General features: G+C 68.7%; 22 protein-coding genes. 18 read left to right on the top strand and 4 right to left on the bottom strand.

Annotation, left to right across the window (positions count from 1 at the left end; genetic code table 11):
• From rplU to proB, 4 genes are all read left to right on the top strand, one after another.
• Window positions 1-312: a 50S ribosomal protein L21 gene (gene rplU, locus ASD37_RS19060; protein ID WP_056554682.1), complete on the top strand. Its 312-nt coding sequence runs from the start codon at window positions 1-3 to the stop codon at window positions 310-312.
• A gap of 16 nt (window positions 313-328) precedes the next feature.
• A complete protein-coding gene (gene rpmA, locus ASD37_RS19055; RefSeq protein ID WP_056554679.1) occupies window positions 329-595 on the top strand; it encodes a 50S ribosomal protein L27 in 267 nt (88 codons plus the stop codon).
• 81 nt (window positions 596-676) lie between these two features.
• Complete coding sequence (gene obgE / locus ASD37_RS19050) at window positions 677-2,131, top strand: GTPase ObgE (protein ID WP_056554676.1); 1,455 nt, start codon at window positions 677-679, stop codon at window positions 2,129-2,131.
• A complete protein-coding gene (proB, locus tag ASD37_RS19045; protein ID WP_056554673.1) occupies window positions 2,128-3,231 on the top strand; it encodes a glutamate 5-kinase in 1,104 nt (367 codons plus the stop codon). Before obgE ends, proB begins: the two co-directional genes overlap by 4 nt.
• A 76-nt stretch (window positions 3,232-3,307) precedes the next feature.
• Here the strand turns inward: proB and ASD37_RS19040 are convergent, their stop codons facing one another.
• Window positions 3,308-3,937, bottom strand: coding sequence for a TetR/AcrR family transcriptional regulator (locus ASD37_RS19040; protein WP_056554670.1), 630 nt, complete (start codon window positions 3,935-3,937; stop codon window positions 3,308-3,310).
• 66 nt (window positions 3,938-4,003) lie between these two features.
• Between ASD37_RS19040 and ASD37_RS19035 the strand changes: the two genes are divergently transcribed.
• Window positions 4,004-5,272, top strand: coding sequence for a cytochrome P450 (locus ASD37_RS19035; RefSeq protein WP_056554667.1), 1,269 nt, complete (start codon window positions 4,004-4,006; stop codon window positions 5,270-5,272).
• Here the strand turns inward: ASD37_RS19035 and ASD37_RS19030 are convergent.
• Window positions 5,269-6,111: a Sir2 family NAD-dependent protein deacetylase gene (locus ASD37_RS19030; protein WP_056554664.1), complete on the bottom strand. Its 843-nt coding sequence runs from the start codon at window positions 6,109-6,111 to the stop codon at window positions 5,269-5,271. The two genes, ASD37_RS19035 and ASD37_RS19030, sit on opposite strands and share 4 nt — an antisense overlap.
• Before the next feature lie 47 nt (window positions 6,112-6,158).
• Between ASD37_RS19030 and ASD37_RS19025 the strand changes: the two genes are divergently transcribed.
• Together ASD37_RS19025 and ASD37_RS19020 are read left to right on the top strand one after the other, a co-directional pair.
• Window positions 6,159-8,201, top strand: a complete 2,043-nt coding sequence (locus ASD37_RS19025; RefSeq protein WP_056554662.1) for an NAD(+) synthase — start codon at window positions 6,159-6,161, stop codon at window positions 8,199-8,201.
• A 27-nt stretch (window positions 8,202-8,228) separates the two neighbouring features.
• On the top strand, window positions 8,229-9,020 hold the full coding sequence (locus ASD37_RS19020) for a GntR family transcriptional regulator (protein WP_056554658.1): 792 nt from the start codon (window positions 8,229-8,231) through the stop codon (window positions 9,018-9,020).
• A gap of 1 nt (window position 9,021) precedes the next feature.
• Here ASD37_RS19020 and ASD37_RS19015 read toward each other — a convergent pair whose 3' ends face one another.
• The gene (locus ASD37_RS19015) at window positions 9,022-9,876 is read right to left on the bottom strand and encodes a PfkB family carbohydrate kinase (protein ID WP_082570253.1); all 855 of its coding nucleotides are present in this window, start codon (window positions 9,874-9,876) and stop codon (window positions 9,022-9,024) included.
• A 57-nt stretch (window positions 9,877-9,933) separates the two neighbouring features.
• On the opposite strand from ASD37_RS19015, the gene ASD37_RS19010 reads away from it, so the two are divergent.
• The 9 genes from ASD37_RS19010 to ASD37_RS18970 all read left to right on the top strand — a co-directional run bounded on the left by ASD37_RS19010 (window position 9,934) and on the right by ASD37_RS18970 (window position 17,555).
• On the top strand, window positions 9,934-11,187 hold the full coding sequence (locus ASD37_RS19010) for a glutamate-5-semialdehyde dehydrogenase (RefSeq protein ID WP_056554652.1): 1,254 nt from the start codon (window positions 9,934-9,936) through the stop codon (window positions 11,185-11,187).
• A gap of 17 nt (window positions 11,188-11,204) precedes the next feature.
• On the top strand, window positions 11,205-12,083 hold the full coding sequence (locus tag ASD37_RS19005) for a MoxR family ATPase (RefSeq protein WP_056554649.1): 879 nt from the start codon (window positions 11,205-11,207) through the stop codon (window positions 12,081-12,083).
• Window positions 12,083-13,528: a VWA domain-containing protein gene (locus tag ASD37_RS19000; RefSeq protein ID WP_056554647.1), complete on the top strand. Its 1,446-nt coding sequence runs from the start codon at window positions 12,083-12,085 to the stop codon at window positions 13,526-13,528. Before ASD37_RS19005 ends, ASD37_RS19000 begins: the two co-directional genes overlap by 1 nt.
• Window positions 13,529-13,654: 126 nt before the next feature.
• A complete protein-coding gene (gene nadD, locus ASD37_RS18995) occupies window positions 13,655-14,278 on the top strand; it encodes a nicotinate-nucleotide adenylyltransferase (RefSeq protein WP_255354926.1) in 624 nt (207 codons plus the stop codon).
• Complete coding sequence (gene rsfS, locus ASD37_RS18990; RefSeq protein ID WP_056554641.1) at window positions 14,275-14,676, top strand: ribosome silencing factor; 402 nt, start codon at window positions 14,275-14,277, stop codon at window positions 14,674-14,676. Before nadD ends, rsfS begins: the two co-directional genes overlap by 4 nt.
• Window positions 14,673-15,353, top strand: coding sequence for a glucosyl-3-phosphoglycerate phosphatase (gpgP, locus tag ASD37_RS18985; protein WP_056554638.1), 681 nt, complete (start codon window positions 14,673-14,675; stop codon window positions 15,351-15,353). Before rsfS ends, gpgP begins: the two co-directional genes overlap by 4 nt.
• Window positions 15,343-16,086 carry a diglucosylglycerate octanoyltransferase gene (gene octT, locus ASD37_RS18980; RefSeq protein WP_056554635.1) on the top strand — a complete coding sequence of 248 codons (744 nt, stop codon included), beginning with the start codon at window positions 15,343-15,345 and terminating at the stop codon, window positions 16,084-16,086. The genes gpgP and octT overlap by 11 nt, the downstream gene beginning before the upstream one ends.
• Window positions 16,087-16,088: 2 nt before the next feature.
• The gene (locus ASD37_RS18975; RefSeq protein WP_056554630.1) at window positions 16,089-16,925 is read left to right on the top strand and encodes a DegV family protein; all 837 of its coding nucleotides are present in this window, start codon (window positions 16,089-16,091) and stop codon (window positions 16,923-16,925) included.
• Window positions 16,926-16,943: 18 nt separating this feature from the next.
• Entirely contained in the window at window positions 16,944-17,555 is a 612-nt protein-coding gene (locus tag ASD37_RS18970) for a maleylpyruvate isomerase family mycothiol-dependent enzyme (protein WP_056555477.1), read from the top strand.
• Here the strand turns inward: ASD37_RS18970 and ASD37_RS18965 are convergent.
• On the bottom strand, window positions 17,530-18,582 hold the full coding sequence (locus tag ASD37_RS18965) for a dihydrodipicolinate reductase (protein WP_056554627.1): 1,053 nt from the start codon (window positions 18,580-18,582) through the stop codon (window positions 17,530-17,532). The two genes, ASD37_RS18970 and ASD37_RS18965, sit on opposite strands and share 26 nt — an antisense overlap.
• Before the next feature lie 92 nt (window positions 18,583-18,674).
• On the opposite strand from ASD37_RS18965, the gene ASD37_RS18960 reads away from it, so the two are divergent.
• The gene (locus ASD37_RS18960) at window positions 18,675-19,703 is read left to right on the top strand and encodes an acetamidase/formamidase family protein (RefSeq protein ID WP_056555474.1); all 1,029 of its coding nucleotides are present in this window, start codon (window positions 18,675-18,677) and stop codon (window positions 19,701-19,703) included.
• Entirely contained in the window at window positions 19,700-20,104 is a 405-nt protein-coding gene (locus ASD37_RS18955) for a RidA family protein (RefSeq protein WP_056554624.1), read from the top strand. The genes ASD37_RS18960 and ASD37_RS18955 overlap by 4 nt, the downstream gene beginning before the upstream one ends.
• The last annotated feature ends 41 nt before the right edge of the window (window positions 20,105-20,145 follow it).

Below are 20,145 nucleotides of genomic sequence, written 5' to 3'. Positions count from 1 at the left end.
ATGGCGACCTACGCAATCGTCAAGACCGGCGGCAAGCAGTACAAGGTCGCGGTCGGTGACATAGTCAAGGTGGAGAAGCTGGAGATCGAGGCCGGCGAATCCGTCTCGCTTCCGGTGGCGCTCGTCGTCGATGGTGCGAACGTCACCACCGCCGCGAAGGACCTGGAGAAGGTTGCCGTCACCGCTGAGGTGCTCGAGCACACCAAGGGTCCGAAGATCCGCATCCACAAGTTCAAGAACAAGACCGGCTACCACAAGCGGCAGGGCCACCGGCAGAAGCTGACGGTCGTCAAAGTCACCGGCATCGCCTAGGTAAGGGAGCGAACTAATGGCACACAAGAAGGGCGCTTCCAGCTCGCGCAACGGTCGCGACTCGAACTCACAGCGCCTCGGCGTCAAGCGTTTCGGTGGTCAGGTCGTCAAGGCGGGCGAGATCATCGTGCGTCAGCGCGGCACCCACTTCCACCCCGGCGTCAACGTCGGCCGTGGCGGCGACGACACCCTGTTCGCCACCGCCCCCGGCGCAGTCGAGTTCGGTGAGAAGCGCGGTCGCAAGACCGTGAACATCGTTCGCACCGTCCGCGCGGAGGCCTAACACCAAGTCGAGATCGACGTTTTGCGGCTCGGCTCTCGCACAAGCAGCAAAACGTAGATTTCGATTTGGAGAGGATCTGCCATGCCCCGTTTCGTCGACCGCGTGGTCATTCACGCGAAAGCAGGCAACGGCGGTAGAGGCTGCGCCTCGGTACACCGCGAGAAGTTCAAGCCCCTCGGCGGGCCCGACGGTGGCAACGGCGGCAACGGTGGCAGCATCGTGTTCGTGGTCGACCCGCAGGTGCACACGCTGCTGGACTTCCACTTCCACCCCCACGTGGACGCCCCGTCCGGCAAGCAGGGCATGGGCAACAACCGCGATGGCGCGGCAGGCGAGGATCTAGAGCTCCGCGTCCCCGACGGCACCGTCGTCGTGGACGGGGACGGTCGGATGCTGGCCGACCTCACCGGTGAGGGCACCCGGTTCGAGGCCGCGGTCGGCGGCCGCGGCGGGCTCGGCAACGCGGCACTGTCGTCGAAGGCACGCCGGGCCCCCGGCTTCGCGCTGCTCGGCGAGAAGGGCCAAGCCCGCGATCTCACCCTCGAACTGAAGACCGTGGCCGACGTCGGCCTGGTCGGCTTCCCGTCCGCGGGCAAGTCGTCGTTGGTGTCGGTCATCTCGGCGGCCAAGCCGAAGATCGCCGACTATCCGTTCACCACGCTGGTGCCGAACCTCGGCGTGGTGTCGGCGGGCGAGAACACCTTCACCGTTGCCGACGTCCCCGGCCTCATCCCCGGCGCGTCCGACGGCCGTGGCTTGGGTCTGGACTTCCTGCGTCACATCGAACGGTGCGCGGTGCTGGTGCACGTCGTCGATTGCGCCACGATGGAACCCGGCCGCGATCCGGTGTCCGACATCGACGCCCTCGAAGCCGAACTGAAGGCGTACACCCCGACGCTGCAGGGCGACTCCTCCCTCGGCGACCTCGTAGACCGTCCGCGCGCGGTGGTGCTGAACAAGATCGACGTTCCCGACGCGCGAGAGCTCGCCGACTTCCTCCGCGAGGAAGTGGCGCAGCGCTACGGCTGGCCCGTCTTCGAGATCTCGACGGTGACCCGAGACGGGTTGCGTCCCTTGACGTTCGCGCTGTGGGACATGGTGGCGGCATACCGCGCGGCGCAACCGGTGGTGGCGGCGCGTCGCCCCGTGATCCGTCCCATCCCGGTCAACGAGAGCGGTTTCACCGTCACCTCCGACGACGAGGGCGGCTTCGTGGTGCGCGGCACGCGCCCCGAGCGTTGGATCGCCCAGACCGACTTCACCAACGACGAAGCCGTCGGCTACCTGGGAGACCGGCTGGCACGACTCGGCGTCGAAGACGAGCTGCTCAAGCAGGGCGCCAGGTCCGGCTGCGCGGTCACCATCGGCGACGTCACCTTCGACTGGGAGCCGCAGACACCTGCCGGCGTCGAGGTCACCATGTCGGGCCGCGGCACGGACCTCAGGCTCGAGCAGGACGACCGGGTGCGCGCCGACGAGCGCAAGATCGCCCGCAAGCAGCGACGGGAAAGTCGCCAGTACGACGAGCAGTCGTGACCAGCGCGCACCGCGACGCCATCCGCACGGCCCGCAGCGTCGTCGTCAAGATCGGCACCACGGCACTGACCACGTCGACAGGCATGTTCGACGCCAGCCGACTGGCGTCGCTGGCCGACGCGATCCAGGCGCGGATGAAGGCCGGTTCCGACGTCGTCATCGTGTCGTCGGGTGCGATCGCCGCGGGCATCGAACCGCTGGGGCTGTCGCGGCGCCCGACCGACCTCGCCACCAAGCAGGCCGCGGCGAGCGTCGGGCAGGTGGCCCTGGTGAACGCCTGGAGCGCGGCGTTCGACCGCTACGGCCGCACCGTCGGTCAGGTGCTGGTGAGCGCCCACGACATCTCGATGCGCGTGCAGCACACCAACGCCCAGCGCACCCTGGATCGGTTGCGAGCATTGCACGCCGTGGCCATCGTCAACGAGAACGACACCGTGGCCACCAACGAGATTCGCTTCGGTGACAACGACCGGCTGTCCGCGCTGGTGGCCCATCTCGTCGGGGCCGACGCGCTCGTCCTGCTCTCCGACATCGACGGGCTGTACGACTCCGATCCCCGAAAGGGGAACGCGCGCTTCATCTCCGAGGTGACCGGAGCCGACGACCTCGACGGCGTGATCGCCGGCGGGGGCAGTCTGCTCGGCACCGGTGGCATGGCGTCCAAGCTGTCGTCGGCGCTGCTTGCAGCGGACGCCGGGGTGCCCGTCCTGTTGGCCGCGGCCGCCGACGCGGGTGCGGCGCTTTCGGACGCGTCGGTGGGAACGGTCTTCGCGCCACGCCCCGAACGCATGTCATCGCGGCGGTTCTGGGTCAGGTATGCCGCCGAGTCGACGGGCGCCCTGATGCTCGACGACGGGGCCGTACGCGCGGTGGTCGGTCAGCGGCGTTCGTTGTTGCCCGCGGGCATCACCGAGGTGTCCGGCCGGTTCCACGGCGGCGACGTCGTCGAGCTCCGCGCTCTGGACGGCACGGTGGTCGCACGCGGCGTAGTCGCTTACGACGCAGCCGAATTGAGCACCATGGTTGGCCGTTCGACGTCCGACCTGCCGGCAGAAATGCGCCGTCCCGCGGTACACGCCGACGACTTGGTTGCAGTCTGAATTCTCTCCGCCGAGTGTGGAGTTTCGTCCGGTTTCGGCGCTGAGGCGTGGCACAAGTCCACACTCGGCGGGGGAGCTAGGGCGCCTCGAGATACAGCGTGGCCCATACGACTTGGGTCAGGGTGGCCGCCAGCTCGGCGTCCTGTGACGGTGGCGCGGCCGGCAGGGTCTGCTGACAGGTGCGCTCGGCCATCCAGGTAAGTGCGCTCGCCGCCGCGTCCGCGGTCAGTTCCGGTCGGATGAAGCCGTCGTCCTGGCCGTTCCTGATGACGACCGCGAGCCTGGCGGCGATGCCGCCCATGATGTCGCGATAGGTGGCCCCGACCACGGCGTCGTACCCTGCCATCTCGCCGAGCGCGATGAGGAGGGGCTGGTGTCGCCGGTAACTGGCGACCAGTCCGGTCATGGCGGCGAGGACGTCGGCGGGGTCGCGGCGACGCGACACGCCCCACCAGCGCTCGGCGGCGGCCGCCAAGTCGTCGAAGACCTGGCCCGCCAACCGGCGCAGCAGGTCGCCCTTGTCTTCGAAGTAGACGTAGAAGCTGGCGCGCGAGATGCCTGCCTCGGTGGCCAGTCGGTCGACGCTGAGCTCGGTGAAGCTGGCCCCGTCGGCCATCAGACGCTCGGTCGCGTCGAGCAGCAACCGCTCGATCTGTTCCCGGCGCTCCTGCCGATTGGCCTGTGGCTTCCTGGTCACCGACGCCATGGGAGCAGCCTAGACGGGTCGTCGCCACCTTGACTAGACACACTGTCCAGACTTATTGTCAGCCGCATGACTGTGTCGCCGCTCACATCGAATCTGCCTCGCCCGTACGACCCAATCGACCTGTCCTCCCGCGCGTTCTGGTCGACGACCGCCGCCGCCCGCGAGACGTCGTTCGCCGAGCTGCGCGCGGCCAGGCCGGTCAGCTGGCACCCTCCGGTCGAGGACTCCCTGATGCCGGACCCCGAGGACCGCGGTTACTGGGCGGTGACCCGGCACGCCGACATCGTCACGATCAGCAAGGACAGCGAGACGTTCCTCTCCGGCAAGGGCGTGTTGTTCGAGAACGTGCCAGAGGAACTGCTGGAGGCCTCGCAGTCGTTCCTGGCCATGGATGCCCCGCGGCACGACATGATTCGCAAGGTCGTGCACGCCGCGTTCACCCCGCGGCAGGTCCGCCGGATCGAGGACTCGATCAAGGCCAACGCCAAGGACATCGTGGGCGAGCTGCGCGCCGCGGGCACCGGCGCCGACTTCGTCGACCTCTGCGCCAAGGAGTTGCCGATCCGGACGCTGTCGGACATGGTCGGCATCCCCGAATCCGAACGGCAGCAGGTGGCCGTGGCCGCCGACGCGCTGGTGTCGTGGGGCGACCCGCTGTACTTGAACGGCCGAAACCCGTTGGAGGTGTTGGTCGGAAGTCAGATGTACCTGCATCAGGTGGCCGGCGCATTGGCCGCCGACCGCCGGGCCAACCCGGGGGACGACTTGATCAGCGCGCTCGTCACCGCCGAGGTCGACGGTGACCGGCTCACCGACGCCGAGATCGCCGCGTTCTTCGTCCTGCTGGCGGTCGCGGGCAACGACACCACCCGCCAGACCGCCAGCCACGCCGTCAAGGCGCTGACCGACTTCGACGACCAGCGCGCCTGGTTGGCAGCCGACTTCGACGACCGCATTCCGGGTGCGGTCGAGGAGTTCATCCGGTGGGCCACCCCGGTGATGACGTTCCGACGCACGGCCGCCGTCGACTGCCAGGTCGGCGGCCAAGACGTCGCCGCGGGTGAGAAGGTCGTCATGTTCTACGCGTCGGGCAACTTCGACGAGACCGTCTTCGACGCACCCGAGCGCTTCGACCTGTCGCGTAAGCCCAACCCGCACCTCGGCTTTGGTGGCGGGGGCCGCCACTTCTGCCTCGGTGCACACGTGGCGAGGGCCCAGTTGCGGGCGCTCTTCGGTGAACTTCTCACGCAGCTGCCCGACATCTCGGCGGGGGAGCCGTCCTACGTGGCGGGCAACTTCGTCCACGGCGTGCGGTCCCTGCCGGTCACCTTCTAGGGAGCGGGGATCGGGGCCAGCTCGTCGACGAGGAGGACCAGCAGCTCCGAGCAGCCCGCGTCGAGCTTCACCGTCGCGAACTCGTCACCGCGGGTGGTGCCGCGGTTGATGATCGCGACCGGCTTGCCCGCCGCCGCGGCGTGCCTGACGAAGCGCAAGCCCGAGAACACCGTCAACGACGAGCCGGCGACGAGCAGGGCGTCGGCGTCGTCGACCAACGAATACGCCTGCGCCACCCTGTCCTTCGGAACGCTCTCGCCGAAGTAGACGATGTCGGGCTTGAGCATCCCGCCGCAGCGTAAACAGTCGACGTACCGGAACGAGGAGGTCTCCTCGATCATCGCGTCGGCGTCGGGGGCCACGGCGATGCCGCCGACCCGTTCCACGCGTTCGGCGAAGCCGGGGTTGAGCGCTTCGAGTTCGTCGGCCAACTGCTCGCGTGTCATCGTCGACCCGCACCCGAGGCATACGACGTCGGCGTACGTGCCGTGCAGGTTGACCACGACCTCACTGCCGGCCTCGGTGTGCAACAGATCCACGTTCTGGGTGATCACGCTGGTGACGACGCCGGCGCGCTCCAACGCGGCGAGCGCCCGGTGCCCGGCGTTGGGAAGGGTGGCGTGCATGTGCCGCCATCCGACGTGGTTGCGCGCCCAGTAGCGCTGCCGGAACGCGGGGTCCGAGGTGAACTGGCGGATCGTCATCGGGTTGCTCGGCGGGGAATCCGGGCCGCGGTAGTCGGGGATGCCCGAGTCGGTCGACAGGCCGGCGCCCGTCAGGACTGCAAGGCGCCGACCTGCAAGCAGGCTGACCAGTTCGGGGGCGGTGGGGTCGTTCATCTCTGTCCAGGGTAGGCCGAGAAAGGCGTACCTGGGATGATCGGGTCGTGGACTTCTACTCCGCCTACCGGCATGACTACGTGCGCGTCGCCGCCTGCACCCATCACACGACGTTGGCCGACCCGTCGGCCAACGTGGAATCGGTGCTGCGGCTGGCCCGCGAATGCCACGACGAGGGCGTCGGCCTGGCCGTCTTCCCCGAACTGACGCTGTCGGGGTACTCGATCGAGGACATCCTGCTGCAGGACACGCTGCTCGACGCCGTCGAGGCCGCAGTCGACGAGCTCGTGGTGGCGTCGGCGGACCTGCTGCCCGTGCTGGTGGTCGGCGCACCCCTGCGCCACCGCAACCGGATCTACAACACCGCGGTCGTGGTTCACCGGGGGGCGGTGCTCGGCGTCGTACCGAAGTCCTATCTGCCGACCTACCGCGAGTTCTACGAACGCCGACAGATCGCGCCCGGCGACGACCAGGGCGGCGTCATCCGCCTCGGCGGCACCGAGGTGCCGTTCGGGCCGGACCTCCTCTTCACGGCGACCGACCTGCCGAGTTTCGTGCTGCACGTCGAGATCTGCGAGGACATGTGGGTTCCGGTGCCGCCCAGTGCCGTGGCGGCGCTGGCGGGCGCCACCGTGCTCGCCAACCTGTCGGGCAGCCCCATCACCATCGGCCGCGCCGACGACCGAAAGTTGATGGCGCAGTCGGCATCCTCGCGGTGTCTGGCCGCCTACGTCTACGCGGCGGCCGGTGAGGGTGAGTCGACGACCGACCTGGCCTGGGACGGCCAGACGATGATCTACGAGAACGGCGTGCTGCTCGCCGAGACCGAGCGGTTCCCCAAGGGTGAACGCAGGTCGGTCGCCGACGTGGACACCGGACTGCTGCGGGCCGAACGCCTGCGCATGGGAACCTTCGACGACAACCGGCGCCACCACGCCGACCGGGTCGACGCGTTCCGGCACGTCGAGTTCGTCCTCGACCCACCATCAGGCGACATCGGACTGCGGCGCGCGGTCGAGCGGTTCCCGTTCGTGCCGTCGGATCCCGAACGCCTGCAACAGGACTGCTACGAGGCCTACAGCATCCAGGTGTCCGGTCTGGAGCAACGCATGCGGGCGCTGAACTACCCCAAGATCGTCATCGGTGTCTCCGGCGGCCTCGATTCGACTCACGCGCTGATCGTGGCGGCCCGCGCCATGGACAGGGAGCAAAGGCCGCGCAGCGACATCCTGGCGTTCACCATGCCCGGCTTCGCCACCGGCGAGCGCACCAAGGGCAACGCCATCGCGCTGTGCGCGGCCCTCGGAGTCACGTTCGCGGAGATCGACATTCGCGACACCGCGACGCGAATGTTGACCGAGATGGACCACCCGTTCTCCCGCGGCGAGAAGGTCTACGACGTCACGTTCGAGAACGTTCAGGCCGGGCTGCGCACCGACTATCTGTTCCGATTGGCCAACCAGCGCGGCGGGATCGTGCTTGGCACCGGTGACCTGTCCGAGCTCGCGCTCGGGTGGTCCACTTATGGCGTCGGGGATCAGATGTCGCACTACAACGTCAACGGCGGGGTGCCGAAGACGTTGATTCAGCACTTGATTCGGTGGGTCATCTCCTCGGAGCAGTTCGCCGACGACGTCAACGCGGTGCTGCAGTCCGTCGTCGAGACCGAGATCACCCCCGAGTTGGTGCCCGTCGGTGAGGACGAGGAGATTCAGAGCAGCGAAGCCAAGGTGGGACCCTATGTCCTGCAGGACTTTTCGTTGTTCCAGGTGCTGCGATACGGGTTCAGTCCGTCGAAGGTCGCCTTCCTGGCCTGGCATGCCTGGCACGACGCCGAAGCGGGCCGGTGGCCGACCGGTCACCCCATGGACAAGCGGCCCGAGTACTCGTTGACCGAGATTCGGCGCTGGCTGCAGGTGTTCGTCCAGCGCTACTACTCGTTCAGTCAGTTCAAGCGCTCGGCGCTGCCCAACGGGCCCAAGGTGTCCTCGGGTGGGGCGCTGTCGCCGCGCGGTGACTGGCGCGCGCCATCCGACATGTCGGCTCGGATCTGGCTCGAGGAGATCGAGCGCGAGGTGCCGGAGGCCTGACACCGGGGGTGTGAAAAGCTCTCCGCTGTGGAGGAACCCAGCAACGGTGCCGCGCGGGTCAGTGCGGACGCGGGTGTGCCGCTTCACCGGCAGCTCTACCTGGTGCTTCACGACCAGATCGGCCGCGGAGCACTGGCTTCGGGCGAGGCCCTGCCGACCGAGCAGTCCCTGTGCGACCTCTTCGGCGTCTCCCGAATCACCGTGCGACGCGCGCTGGCCGACCTCTCTGACGCGGGGTTGGTCGACCGGCGCCACGGCGTCGGTTCGTTCGTCACACAGCGCACGCCCCCGGACCATCCGCACCTCGACAACGAGCGCGAGGTCGAATCGGAGACCGAAGTCGACGTGATCGAGTGCGGCATCCGTGCCGTGCCGCCCGCGGTGGTGGCGCGCTTGTATTCCTACGACCACGCCCTGTACGTGCTGCGCGTTCGACGCGAACGCACGACGGGTGAGCCGCTGATCGTCACCGAGGCGTGGCTTCCCAAGACACTTGGCGACGTGGTCACCGAGTCGTCGTTGGCGCGGGCGCCGCTGCACCGGCTCATCGCCGACGCCGGTGTGATGTTGCAGCGCCTGGAGCACGAGATGACCGCCGAAATCGCCTGCCCCCGAACCGCGTCGTTGCTCGACACCGCCATCGGATCGCCCTTGATTCGGACGAACCGCGTTGCGTTCGTCGGCGACCTACCGCATCACATCCTGTCGAACACCATGTCGCCCAGCAGAAGTCGGGTCGTGGTGAATCAGGCAGCCATGCACACCGATGCCGGTGTCACGATGTTCGTCGCCCACGACGTGCTCGGGCCGACGGGCTGAGTCACCCCGCGAGCACGTCGTCGACGGCTTCGGCGGACGGTGCGCAATCGCCGGCGCCCGGCGTCAGGGTCGCCAAGGCTCCGGCCGCGCACGCTCGGCGGATGGCCACCTCGGGGCCACGATGCCATTCGGCTGCAAGGACTCCGGCGAAGACGTCACCGGCCCCGCTGGTGTCGACCGGTTCGACCGGGTGTGCCGGTACGGCGAACTCCACGTCGCCGCCCCGGTAGGTCGCACCTGCCGCACCACGGGTGACGACGAGATGCGCCACCGGCCAATGCCACTCGTCGGCCTCGACCTCGTTGACGACGACGACGTCGACCACTTCGGACAGTGCGGCGAGATCGGTGGGGTCCGCTCCCGCAGGAGACGCGTTTACGACCACCAGGGCGCCCGCCTCGCGTCCCACCCTGGCGGCGGCAATCGCCACGTCGAGGGGAATCTCCAACTGCATCAGCACGATTTCGGCGGCGGCGACCGCCTCCCTGGCGCGGGCGTTGGCCATCGACAGGTGGGCGTTGGCGCCGGGCGCCACGACGATGGTGTTCTCGGCGCCGACGTCCACGACGATGGCCGCGGCCCCGCTCGGGCCTGGCACGGTCGCCGTGCCGTCAAGGCCGACGTGGTTGCCGAGCAAATGGGCGCGCAGGTGCGCCGCGGCGGCGTCGTCACCGAGGGCGGCGACGAGTTGGACGGTGGCACCCGCCCGGGCCGCCGCCACCGCCTGGTTGCCGCCCTTGCCGCCGGGGGCCGCCGACAGCGACGACGCCAGCACGGTCTCGCCCGGCTGGGGGAGGGCAGCCACGGTGAAGGACTGGTCGAGATTGACGCTGCCGACCACGCATACTCTCGCCACGCCGCCTACCGTAACCCCGAAGGGGCCATTCCTGGCATACCTCGATAAGCTGCACTAATGAGCGTTGAGGCTCCTCCAACCACGAATCTGCGCGACGAGATTCACGACGCCGCCCGGCGGGCGCGCGTCGCCGCGCGCGCCCTTGCGACGTTGAACACGGAGACCAAGAACCGGGCGCTGCACGCCGCGGCCGACTCGGTGTTGGCACGGGTGCACGAGGTGCTGGCCGCGAACGCCGCCGACCTCGACACCGCAAGGGCCGCAGGCACTCCCGAGTCGATGCTGGACCGCTTGGCGCTGAGCCCCCAGCGCGTCGAGGGCATCGCGTCCGGTCTTCGACAGGTCGCAGGCCTGCCCGACCCGGTCGGTGAGGTGCTCCGCGGCAGCACCCTGGCCAACGGTCTGCAGATCCGTCAGCAACGCGTGCCGCTCGGAGTCGTCGGCATGGTCTACGAAGGCCGGCCGAACGTCACGGTCGACGCATTCGGACTCACGCTGAAGTCGGGCAACGCGGCGCTGCTGCGCGGCAGCTCGTCGGCGGCGCAGTCCAACGCGGCACTGGTCTCCGCGCTGCGGATGGCCCTGCTTGGCGAGGGGTTGCCCGAGGATGCCGTGCAACTGCTGCCCAGTGCCGACCGCGCCAGTGTCACGCACCTGATCCAAGCCCGCGGACTGGTCGACGTCGTCATCCCGCGTGGGGGAGCCGGGCTCATCGACGCCGTGGTCCGCGATGCGACCGTGCCGACCATCGAGACGGGTGTCGGCAATTGCCACGTCTTCGTGCACGAGGCCGCCGATCTCGACGTCGCCGAGCGAATCGTGTTGAACTCCAAGACTCGTCGCACCAGCGTCTGCAACGCCGCGGAGACCCTGCTGGTCGACTCCGCGATCGCGGACATTGCGCTGCCGAGGCTGGTGAGCGCCCTCGAAGGCGCCGGCGTCACGGTCCACCTCGATCCGACCGAGGAGGAACTGCGCGCCGAATTCCTCTCGATGGACATCGCGGTCGCCGTCGTGGACGGAGTCGACGCCGCGGTCGACCACGTCAACGAGTACGGCACGGGACACACCGAGGCCATCGTGACCACGAATCTGGCTGCGGCGCAACGCTTCACCGAACGGGTGGACGCCGCCGCGGTGATGGTCAACGCATCGACGGCCTTCACCGACGGCGAGCAGTTCGGGTTCGGCGCCGAAATCGGCATCTCCACCCAGAAGTTGCACGCCAGAGGCCCGATGGGGCTGACGGAGCTGACCTCGACCAAGTGGATCGTGTGGGGCTCACCCGACGGCCACACCCGTCCTTCCTAGCTAGGAGTAACCACCACGTGAGTGTCACCGCCCCGCTGTTCGCCGACATCGACGACGTCGCCAACCGGCTCGCCGAAACCGGCTACCTGCCCGACACCGCCACGGCGACGGCGGTCTTCCTCGCCGACCGGCTCGGCAAGCCGCTGCTCGTCGAGGGCCCGGCAGGCGTCGGCAAGACCGAGCTCGCCAAGGCCGTCGCCGAGTGCACCGGGTCCGGGCTGGTGCGGCTGCAGTGCTACGAAGGCGTCGACGAGGCACGCGCGCTCTACGAGTGGAACCACGCCAAGCAGATCCTGCGCATCCAGGCGGGCTCGGGCTCGACTGCCGGCGACTGGGACCAGACCAAGATGGACGTCTTCAGCGAGGAGTTCCTGCTGTCGCGGCCCCTGCTGACCGCAATCCGCCGCACCGACCCGACGGTGCTGCTGATCGACGAGACCGACAAGGCCGACATCGAGATCGAGGGTCTACTGCTCGAAGTGCTGTCCGACTTTGCGGTCACCGTGCCGGAATTGGGCACCATCACTGCCACTCGCAAGCCGTTCGTCCTGCTGACCTCCAACGCCACCCGGGAACTGTCCGAGGCGCTCAAGCGTCGATGCCTGTTCCTGCACATCGACTTTCCCTCGCCCGACCTGGAGCGGCGAATCCTGTTGTCGCGGGTGCCCGAGCTTCCCGAGAAGATCGCCGAGGAGCTGGTCCGCATCATCGGCGTGCTGCGCGACATGCAGCTCAAGAAGGTGCCGTCGGTCGCGGAGACCATCGACTGGGGCCGGACTGTTCTGGCCCTCGGCATGGACACGATCGACGACGAGATGATCGCCGCCACCCTCGGGGTGGTGCTCAAACACCAGTCCGACCAGGTGAAGGCCAGCGGGGAGCTCAGGCTCAACTGATGGCCGTCCGTCGCACCAGCCCGCCGCAACCCCTTGCGCCGCACGGCTTCCCAGGACACCTGGTGGAGTTCGTCGAAGCGCTGCGCGGCGTCGGCATCGCGGTCGGACCGTCGGAGACGGTGGACGCGGGCCAGGTGATGACGGTGCTCGGTCTCGGTGACCGCGACGTGCTGCGCGAAGGACTGGCCTGCGCGGTGCTTCGACGCCCGGACCACCGCAGCACCTACGACGCGATGTTCGACCTGTGGTTCCCCGCCGCGCTCGGTGCCCGCACCGTCGTCGACGACGAAGCCGACGACGAGTCCGAACCACGGGAGGCGGCGCCGAGGGACGCCGAGGCCTTGCGGGCCGCGCTGGTCGAGATGCTGGCGGGCAACGAGGACATGGCCACGGTCGACGACAGGCTGGCTGCGATGGTTGCCCAAATCGTCGAGGCGTTCGGCAAGTACGCCTCAAGTCGAGGGCCGTCGTACTCGTCCTATCAGGCGCTCAAGGCGATGGCTCTCGACGAGCTCGAGGGCAAGCTCCTCGCCGGGCTGTTGGCCCCCTACGGCGACGAGCCAACCCCGACCCAGGAGCAGATCGCGAAGGCGATGGCTGCCAAGCGCATCGCCCAGCTGCGACACATGGTCGAGGCCGAGACCAAGCGCCGCACCGCCGAGCAGTTGGGGCGCAAACACGTCCAGACCTACGGCATTCCGCAACTCGCCGAGAACGTGGAGTTCCTCAGGGCCTCCGGTGAGCAACTTCGCGAGATGCGCCGCGTGGTCTCGCCGCTGGCGAGGACGCTGGCCTCTCGGCTGGCCGCCCGCCGCCGACGGTCGAGGGCCGGACAGATCGACCTGCGCAAGACGCTGCGCAAGTCGATGTCCACCGGTGGCGTTCCGATCGAGGTCGTGCTGAAGAAGCCGCGCCCGGCCCGGCCGGAACTCGTCGTGCTGTGCGACGTCTCCGGCTCGGTGGCCGGCTTCAGCCACTTCACGCTGCTCCTGGTCAACGCGCTGCGTCAGCAGTTCTCCCGGGTCCGGGTATTCGCCTTCATCGACACCACCGACGAGGTCACCGAGATGTTCGGTCCCGACTCCGACCTGGCCGTCGCCGTTCAGCGCATCACCAGGGAGGCCGGGGTGTACACCCGCGACGGTCACTCCGACTACGGGCACGCGTTCGTGTCGTTCCTCGACAAGTACCCGAGCGTGTTGTCCCCGCGGAGCTCGCTGCTGGTTCTCGGGGACGGCCGCAACAACTACCGCAACCCGGAAGTTGCCCTGCTGTCCCACATGGTGGCCGCGAGCCGGCACGCCCACTGGCTCAACCCCGAGCCCAAGCACCTGTGGGGCAGCGGCGATTCCGCGGTGCCGCGGTATGACGGCGTCATCCCGATGCACGAGTGCCGGTCGGCCAAGCAGCTCGCCGCGGTGATCGATCAGCTGCTTCCCGTCTAACTCCCCGCCGAACGTGGACTTCTGCCACGGTGTTCGGTCCGGCGGCGTGGCACAAGTCCACGTTCGGCGCGAAGGATGGCGTCGCCGATCGCTCCCGTAAGCTGCCTATTCGTGACTCGACGCAGGCTGGGGGTGATGGGCGGGACGTTCGATCCCATCCATCACGGTCACCTCGTCGCGGCAAGCGAGGTGGCTGACCTCTTCGACCTCGACGAAGTCGTCTTCGTCCCCACCGGTCAGCCCTGGCAGAAGCGGGACCGCACCGTCACCGCCGCCGAGGACCGCTACCTGATGACGGTCATCGCCACCGCTGCCAACCCGCGGTTCTCGGTCAGTCGGGTCGACATCGACCGCGGTGGTGCCACCTATACGACCGACACGCTGCGCGACCTCGCCGCGCTCAATCCCGACGCCGACCTGTACTTCATCACCGGGGCCGACGCCCTCGGCTCGATCCTGTCGTGGCAGAACTGGGAACACCTGTTCGCCCTCGCGCGCTTCGTCGGCGTCAGCCGGCCCGGCTACGAACTCGACGGCGAACACATCGCGGCGGCGATGAAGGAACTACCCGCCGATTCGCTCAAACTCGTCGAAGTCCCGGCCTTGGCGATCTCGTCGAGCGACTGCCGCAGACGAGCAGAACTCGGCAGACCCATCTGGTACCTGGTACCCGACGGCGTCGTCCAGTACGTCACCAAGCGCGGTCTCTATCCCGCGACAGCTCACGCGACAAAGGAACACCACGCATGACCGCCAATGCAGAAGCCATCCACATGGCCACCATCGCCGCCCAGGCGGCCTCGGCCAAGCTCGCCGACGACATCGTCGTCATCGACGTCTCCGACCAACTCGTCATCACCGACTGCTTCGTCGTCGCCTCGGCGTCCAACGACCGGCAGGTGAACGCGATCGTCGACGAGGTCGAGGAGAAGATGCGGCTGGCCGGGTACAAGCCCGCCCGCCGGGAAGGCACGCGCGAGGGTCGCTGGGTGCTGCTCGACTACATCGACATCGTGGCCCACATCCAACATCAGGACGAGCGCAACTTCTACGCCCTCGACCGGCTGTGGCGGGACTGCCCGGTGATCCCCGTCGACCTGGACGCCGTGCGGGACGCACCGGGTGATGCCGAGGGGGACACCCAGTGAGGGTTCGGCGGCTGGTGCTGCTGCGCCACGGCCAGACGGAGTACAACGCAGGCAACCGCATGCAGGGCCAACTCGACACCGACCTCAGCGCCCTCGGTCGCGAACAGGCGGCCGCGGCCGCCGAGGTGCTGGCCAAGCGCGATCCGCTGACGATCGTGTCCTCGGACCTTCGTCGCGCGCTGGACACCGCGACGGCACTCGCCGAACTCAGCGGACTGCCGGTGTCGGTCGACACCAGGCTCCGCGAGACGCACCTGGGTGACTGGCAGGGCCTCACGCACCTCGAGGTCGACGGCGTCGCGCCGGGGGCTCGCCTCGCGTGGCGCGACGACGCCAGGTGGGCACCGCACGGCGGCGAGAGCAGGGTCGACGTGGCCGAGCGCAGCATGCCGGTCGTCGACGAACTCGTCACCGGGCTCGGCGACTGGGGCTCCGCAGGCGCAGGGAGTGCCTCGGACCGGCCCGTCGTCCTGGTGGCCCACGGCGGGCTGATCGCCGCACTGACGGCCGCGCTGCTGGACCTGCCGGTGGAGAACTGGCCGGTGCTCGGCGGCATGGGCAACGCGAGTTGGGTTCAGCTGTCCGGACATTCCGACGACGATGCGGCGCCGCGGGACGTCCGATGGCGGCTCGACGTGTGGAACGCCTCGGCCCAGGTCGCCAACGATGTCCTCTAGCGAGACCCCTCGCAAGACGCTTCTCGTCTTCTGTGACTCGCTGTCCTACTACGGGCCGGCCGGCGGGCTACCTGCCGACGACCCACGGATCTGGCCGAACATCGTTGCCTCCCAACTTGATTGGGATTTGGAGCTGATCGGTCGCATCGGCTGGACGTGCCGTGACGTCTGGTGGGCGGCGATCCAGGATCCGCGCTCGTGGGCGGCGCTGCCGCGTGCCGGTGCGGTGGTCTTCGCGACGTGCGGGATGGATTCGCTGCCGTCGCCGTTGCCGACCGCCGTTCGCGAGTTGATCCGCTACGTGCGGCCGCCACTGTTTCGCCGGTGGGCGCGCGACGGATACGGCTGGGTGCAGCCGAGGTTGTCGCCGGTGGCCCGGCCGGCGCTGCCCGCCAACCTGAGCGCCGACTACCTCGAGCAGACCCGCGCCGCAATCGACTTCAACCGGCCGGGCATCCCGTTCGTGGCGTGCATCCCGTCGGTCCACATTGCCGAGACCTACGGCAAGTCCCACCGGTGGCGCAACGCCATGGTCGCCGCGATCACCGACTGGGGACGGCAGCACGCCGTGCCGATCGTCGACCTCAAGGCGGCGGTGGGCGACGAGGTGATGAGCGGTCGAGGAAACCCCGACGGCATCCACTGGAACTTCGAGGCGCACCAGGCGGTGGCCGACCTGATGATGAAGGGTCTCGCCGAGGCGGGCGTGACGACCGTGGACTCGGGCAGCTGAGCGTGGCGGTCACCGTGGTCACCGACTCGTCGGCCAGGCTCGGCCCGGACCTGTTGCAGCGGTGGGGGATTCGGCAGGTTCCCCTGCACGTGCTGGTCGACGGTCTTGACCTGCTCGACCAAGTCGACGACGTGCCCTACGACGTCCACGACAAGCCGCACGCGACGACCGCGGGTGCCACGCCTGCCGACTTGTCGGAGGTCTACCGGCAAGCCTTGGCCGACAGCGGGGGCGACGGCGTCGTCGCGGTGCACCTGTCCGCGGCGCTGTCGAGCACGTTCAGTTCGGCCGTTGGGGCGGCCCGCGAATTCGGTTCCGCCGTGCGCGTCGTGAATTCACGCTCGGCGGCAGCCGGTGTCGGGTTCGTCGCGTTGGCCGCGGCGCGGGCGGCGGCCGACGGCGGAAACCTCGACGCGGTCGAGTCCGCGGCGCGAGCGGCGGTGCCCCGCGGTCATGCGTTCATCGTCGTCCACAAGCTCGACAACCTGCGGCGCAGTGGCCGGATCGGCACTGCCGCTTCGTGGTTGGGGACGGCACTGTCGCTGAAGCCGTTGCTGTGCCTCGACGTGGACGGCCGGTTGGTGCTGTCCCAGCGCATCCGCACGGTGTCCAAGGCGCATGCGGCGTTGGTCGACGCGGTGGCCGAGGTCGTCGGCGACCATCCGGCCACGCTCGCCGTGCACCACGTCGACAACCACGACGGCGCTGCGGAAATCGGGGCGGCGCTGACGACCCGTCTGCCGCAGGTGAATTCGATGTCCGTCACCGACATGGGTCCGGTGCTCTCCGTGCACGTCGGCGGGGGAGCGGTCGGAGTCTGCGTGACGCTGGACGACTGAGGGGGCGCGGTGACGGTACTGGACCTGGCTCGCCGGGAGCGCGAGGAGTTCGCGGACTTCCTGAGCGGTCTGACGCCCGAGCAGTGGGCACACCCGTCGCTGTGCTCGGGGTGGTCGGTGCGTGACGTCGCAGCGCACTGCGTCAGCTTCGAAGGCCTGACGGCGCGCGAGTTGGCGACCCGGTTCGTCAAGGGTCGCCTGCAAACCGACCGCATCAACGCGCTCGCGGTCGCCGCGCTGGGTGATCTCCCGACGGATCGGCTCGTCGGCATCCTGCGAGACAACGCCGAACCGCACGGTCTCGGTGGCGGCTTCGGCGGCCGGGTAGCGCTGACCGACAACATGATTCACCAGCAGGACATCCGGCGGCCGCTGCGGCTGCCTCGTCAGATTCCCGCCGACCGTCTGTGCGCGGCGTTGGACTTCGTCCGCTATGCGCCGACGATCCGCGGCGCGTGGCGCGCCCGCGGGGTGCGGCTCGTCGCCACCGACGCCGACTGGTCGCACGGCAAGGGCCCCGAGGTGCGGGGCACCGGGGAGGCGCTGCTGATGATCATGGCCGGCCGCCCGGATGCGCTGGCCGACCTCGACGGAGCGGGCGTGGTCAGGCTCGCCGCACGCGTCCGGTAACGGGCGGCAGGTCCTTGAGGGTGACGATCCCCGGTGCCGCGGCGACCACCGCGGGGACGGCGTTGGTCACCGGCATCGCGGTGTAGATCATCCCGAGACCCATGAAACCCGGCTCGGTCCAGTTCTTGGGCGGCAGGCAATGCAGCACGGTACGCATGTTGGGGGTACCGAACACCTGGATGACGTGACCGTGTTCCAGCGGCTTCGGCGGGGTGACGTGATAGCCCATCGTCCAGTTGAATCCCACGCTGACGACGTTCTTCTCGCCGACCCAGCCGCGGTGATAGCCGAAGACGCCTCCGACGGTGCCCTTGGGGATCTGCATGAAGCCCAGGTCGGAATCGCCGGTGGCGGTGGTGAACTGGACGTCGAAGGTCAGCTTGTCGAGGGTGGCGCCGATCGCGTCGGCCATCATCGCCGCCGACTCGGCGAACACCTCGCTCTCGCGTCGCACGCTCTCGGCGAGACCCGGCGTCTCTGGGTCCTGGCCGAAGCCCATGGCCGCCTGGGTGCCCGCTGACTCGTAGGTCGAACAGTCCACCGACTCGGTGATCCGAATTTGGTCGACGTCCTCGCACGCTCCCGACAGCACCATCCCGACCATGTTGGTCATACCGGGATGGGCGCCGCTGCCGAAGATCGTGGAATTTCCTGCGATGCAAGCCTTCTCGATTCGCTCCCGGTCCTCGGGGCTCTGCTTGCCGCCGGTGATCCAGGCGGCGCTCGAGCAGACGTTGACGCCCGCCTCCAGCAGACGGACCAGCTCGTCGACGCTGGGCCACAGCGGGTTGTAGCAGCACGCGTCGGGCTTCAGGGCGATGAGGGCGTCGACGTCGTCGGTCGCGGTGACGCCCGTGGGCTCGGTGAGTCCGGCGAGGTCGGCGGCGTCGACTCCGATCTTGTCGGCGCCGTGGGCGTACACGCCGACCAGCTCCATGTCGTCGCGACCGATGATGGCGTGCAGCGAACGCTTCCCGATGTTGCCGGTGGTCCATTGGATCACCCGGAGCGGGGTCTTCGAAGTCATGGGTGAACACTATTCGCCAGGTGTGCACTGGCGGGCCGAATCCTCGACTTCGTCGCCGCGCCGAGGTGCTCGTCCGCTGGCATGATCGCCGGATGCACCACTTCTTACCCGCCACGCCGTCGACGGTGCACTGGGGATTCTTCGACCCGCGGTTGCCCCCGGCAGTGGTCGTCGCGTCCGGTGACCTGATCCAGATCGAGACGCTGACCCATCACGCCGGCGACGCTCCCGACTTGCTCATGGACGACGGCGTCGCGGCCGTGTTCGCCTCCGTCACCGACCGTGGGCCGGGACCGCACCTGCTTACCGGCCCCATTGCCGTGGAGGGTGCTCGACCGGGGGACGTTCTCCAGGTGGACATCTTGGAAGCCGTCCCACGGCTGCCATACGGTTCGAATCTCGCCGCGCACTGGGGTCACCTCTACGACGTCGTTCCGGGCGAACGCGTCACGATCTACGAATTGGATTGCGACGCACTGCTGGGACGCGCGGTCTTCGGCTACGACTGGACCACGACCCCACTGGCCGACCAGCCGGGCACGATCGTGACCCCTGACGCCGCGGCCCGTGAGCCTGCGCTCCCAGGTGTCGTCATCCCGCTGCGGCCGCACTTCGGCACGATGGGGGTGGCGCCCGTCGAACCGGAGCGGGTGTCGTCGGTGCCGCCCGGCGATCATGGCGGCAACGTCGACGACTGGCGGATCGGCGCGGGCGGACGAATGTACTTCCCCGTTCAGGTACCGGGCGCGCTGCTGTCAGTGGGTGACCCACACGTGTCCCAGGGTGACGGAGAGGTCAGCGGGACCGCACTGGAGGCGTCGCTGAACGGGCTGTTGCGCGTGACGATTCGCCGTGATCTACCGTTCACGGTGCCGGTTCTGGAGACGTCGACGGACATGGTGGTGCACGGCTTCGGCGACACCCTCGACGATGCGATGAAGGCGGCTGCAATGAGGACACTCGACGTCTTGCAGAGACACTTCGGTTTGACGGCTGCGGATGCGTACTCGTTCATGTCGGTCGCCGTCGACTTCACGGTCACCCAGGTCGTCGACCAACGCCAGGGCGTCCACGGCCGGATCGACAAACGGTGCTTCCCGAGTTGGCGGGTCGCCGGATGACCGGCATCCGCGCATTCACCTTCACTCCCGCCGACGGCGTCCCGCCGGGAGTCGCCCCCTTCGTGCACGCCACCGCCGCGGGACAGACGCTCTACGTCACCGGCCAGATGCCGACCGGGGTGGACGGCGCCGTCGTCGGCACCGAGGTGGCCGCCCAGACCGACCAGGTGTTGCGCAACCTGCTGCGCGTCACCGAACTCTGCGGCGGCGGGCTGGCCGACGTCGTGTCGGTCCGCGCGTTCCTGATGGACTGGGACGACTACGACGCGTTCAACGTGGCCTACGCCGCCTGGTTTCCCGACCGGTTGCCGTCCAGGACGTGCGTCGGGGTGACCGGACTCGCGGTCGGTGCGCTGGTGGAGATCGACTGGGTGTGCTGGCGCTCAGACGGCTGGCAGTAGTCCACAGTTCGAACTTCATCCACAGCCGGTGACCGTCGGCC

This window comes from Mycobacterium sp. Root135, from assembly GCF_001426545.1.
Classification (GTDB): Bacteria; Actinomycetota; Actinomycetes; order Mycobacteriales; family Mycobacteriaceae; genus Mycobacterium.
This window is presented reverse-complemented; position numbering and strand designations above follow the sequence as displayed.

What these genes read in the sequence shown, in the direction of transcription:
- rplU (WP_056554682.1), top strand. Translation starts at nt 1, where the DNA reads ATGGCGACCTACGCAATCGTCAAGACCGGCGGCAAGCAGTACAAGGTC.
- rpmA (WP_056554679.1), top strand. Translation starts at nt 329, where the DNA reads ATGGCACACAAGAAGGGCGCTTCCAGCTCGCGCAACGGTCGCGACTCG.
- ASD37_RS19010 (WP_056554652.1), top strand. Translation starts at nt 9,934, where the DNA reads ATGAGCGTTGAGGCTCCTCCAACCACGAATCTGCGCGACGAGATTCAC.
- ASD37_RS19000 (WP_056554647.1), top strand. Translation starts at nt 12,083, where the DNA reads ATGGCCGTCCGTCGCACCAGCCCGCCGCAACCCCTTGCGCCGCACGGC.
- ASD37_RS18955 (WP_056554624.1), top strand. Translation starts at nt 19,700, where the DNA reads ATGACCGGCATCCGCGCATTCACCTTCACTCCCGCCGACGGCGTCCCG.
- octT (WP_056554635.1), top strand. Translation starts at nt 15,343, where the DNA reads ATGTCCTCTAGCGAGACCCCTCGCAAGACGCTTCTCGTCTTCTGTGAC.
- ASD37_RS19030 (WP_056554664.1), bottom strand. Translation starts at nt 6,111, where the DNA reads ATGAACGACCCCACCGCCCCCGAACTGGTCAGCCTGCTTGCAGGTCGG.
- ASD37_RS19040 (WP_056554670.1), bottom strand. Translation starts at nt 3,937, where the DNA reads ATGGCGTCGGTGACCAGGAAGCCACAGGCCAATCGGCAGGAGCGCCGG.
- ASD37_RS18965 (WP_056554627.1), bottom strand. Translation starts at nt 18,582, where the DNA reads ATGACTTCGAAGACCCCGCTCCGGGTGATCCAATGGACCACCGGCAAC.
- ASD37_RS19035 (WP_056554667.1), top strand. Translation starts at nt 4,004, where the DNA reads ATGACTGTGTCGCCGCTCACATCGAATCTGCCTCGCCCGTACGACCCA.
- rsfS (WP_056554641.1), top strand. Translation starts at nt 14,275, where the DNA reads ATGACCGCCAATGCAGAAGCCATCCACATGGCCACCATCGCCGCCCAG.
- ASD37_RS18960 (WP_056555474.1), top strand. Translation starts at nt 18,675, where the DNA reads ATGCACCACTTCTTACCCGCCACGCCGTCGACGGTGCACTGGGGATTC.
- obgE (WP_056554676.1), top strand. Translation starts at nt 677, where the DNA reads ATGCCCCGTTTCGTCGACCGCGTGGTCATTCACGCGAAAGCAGGCAAC.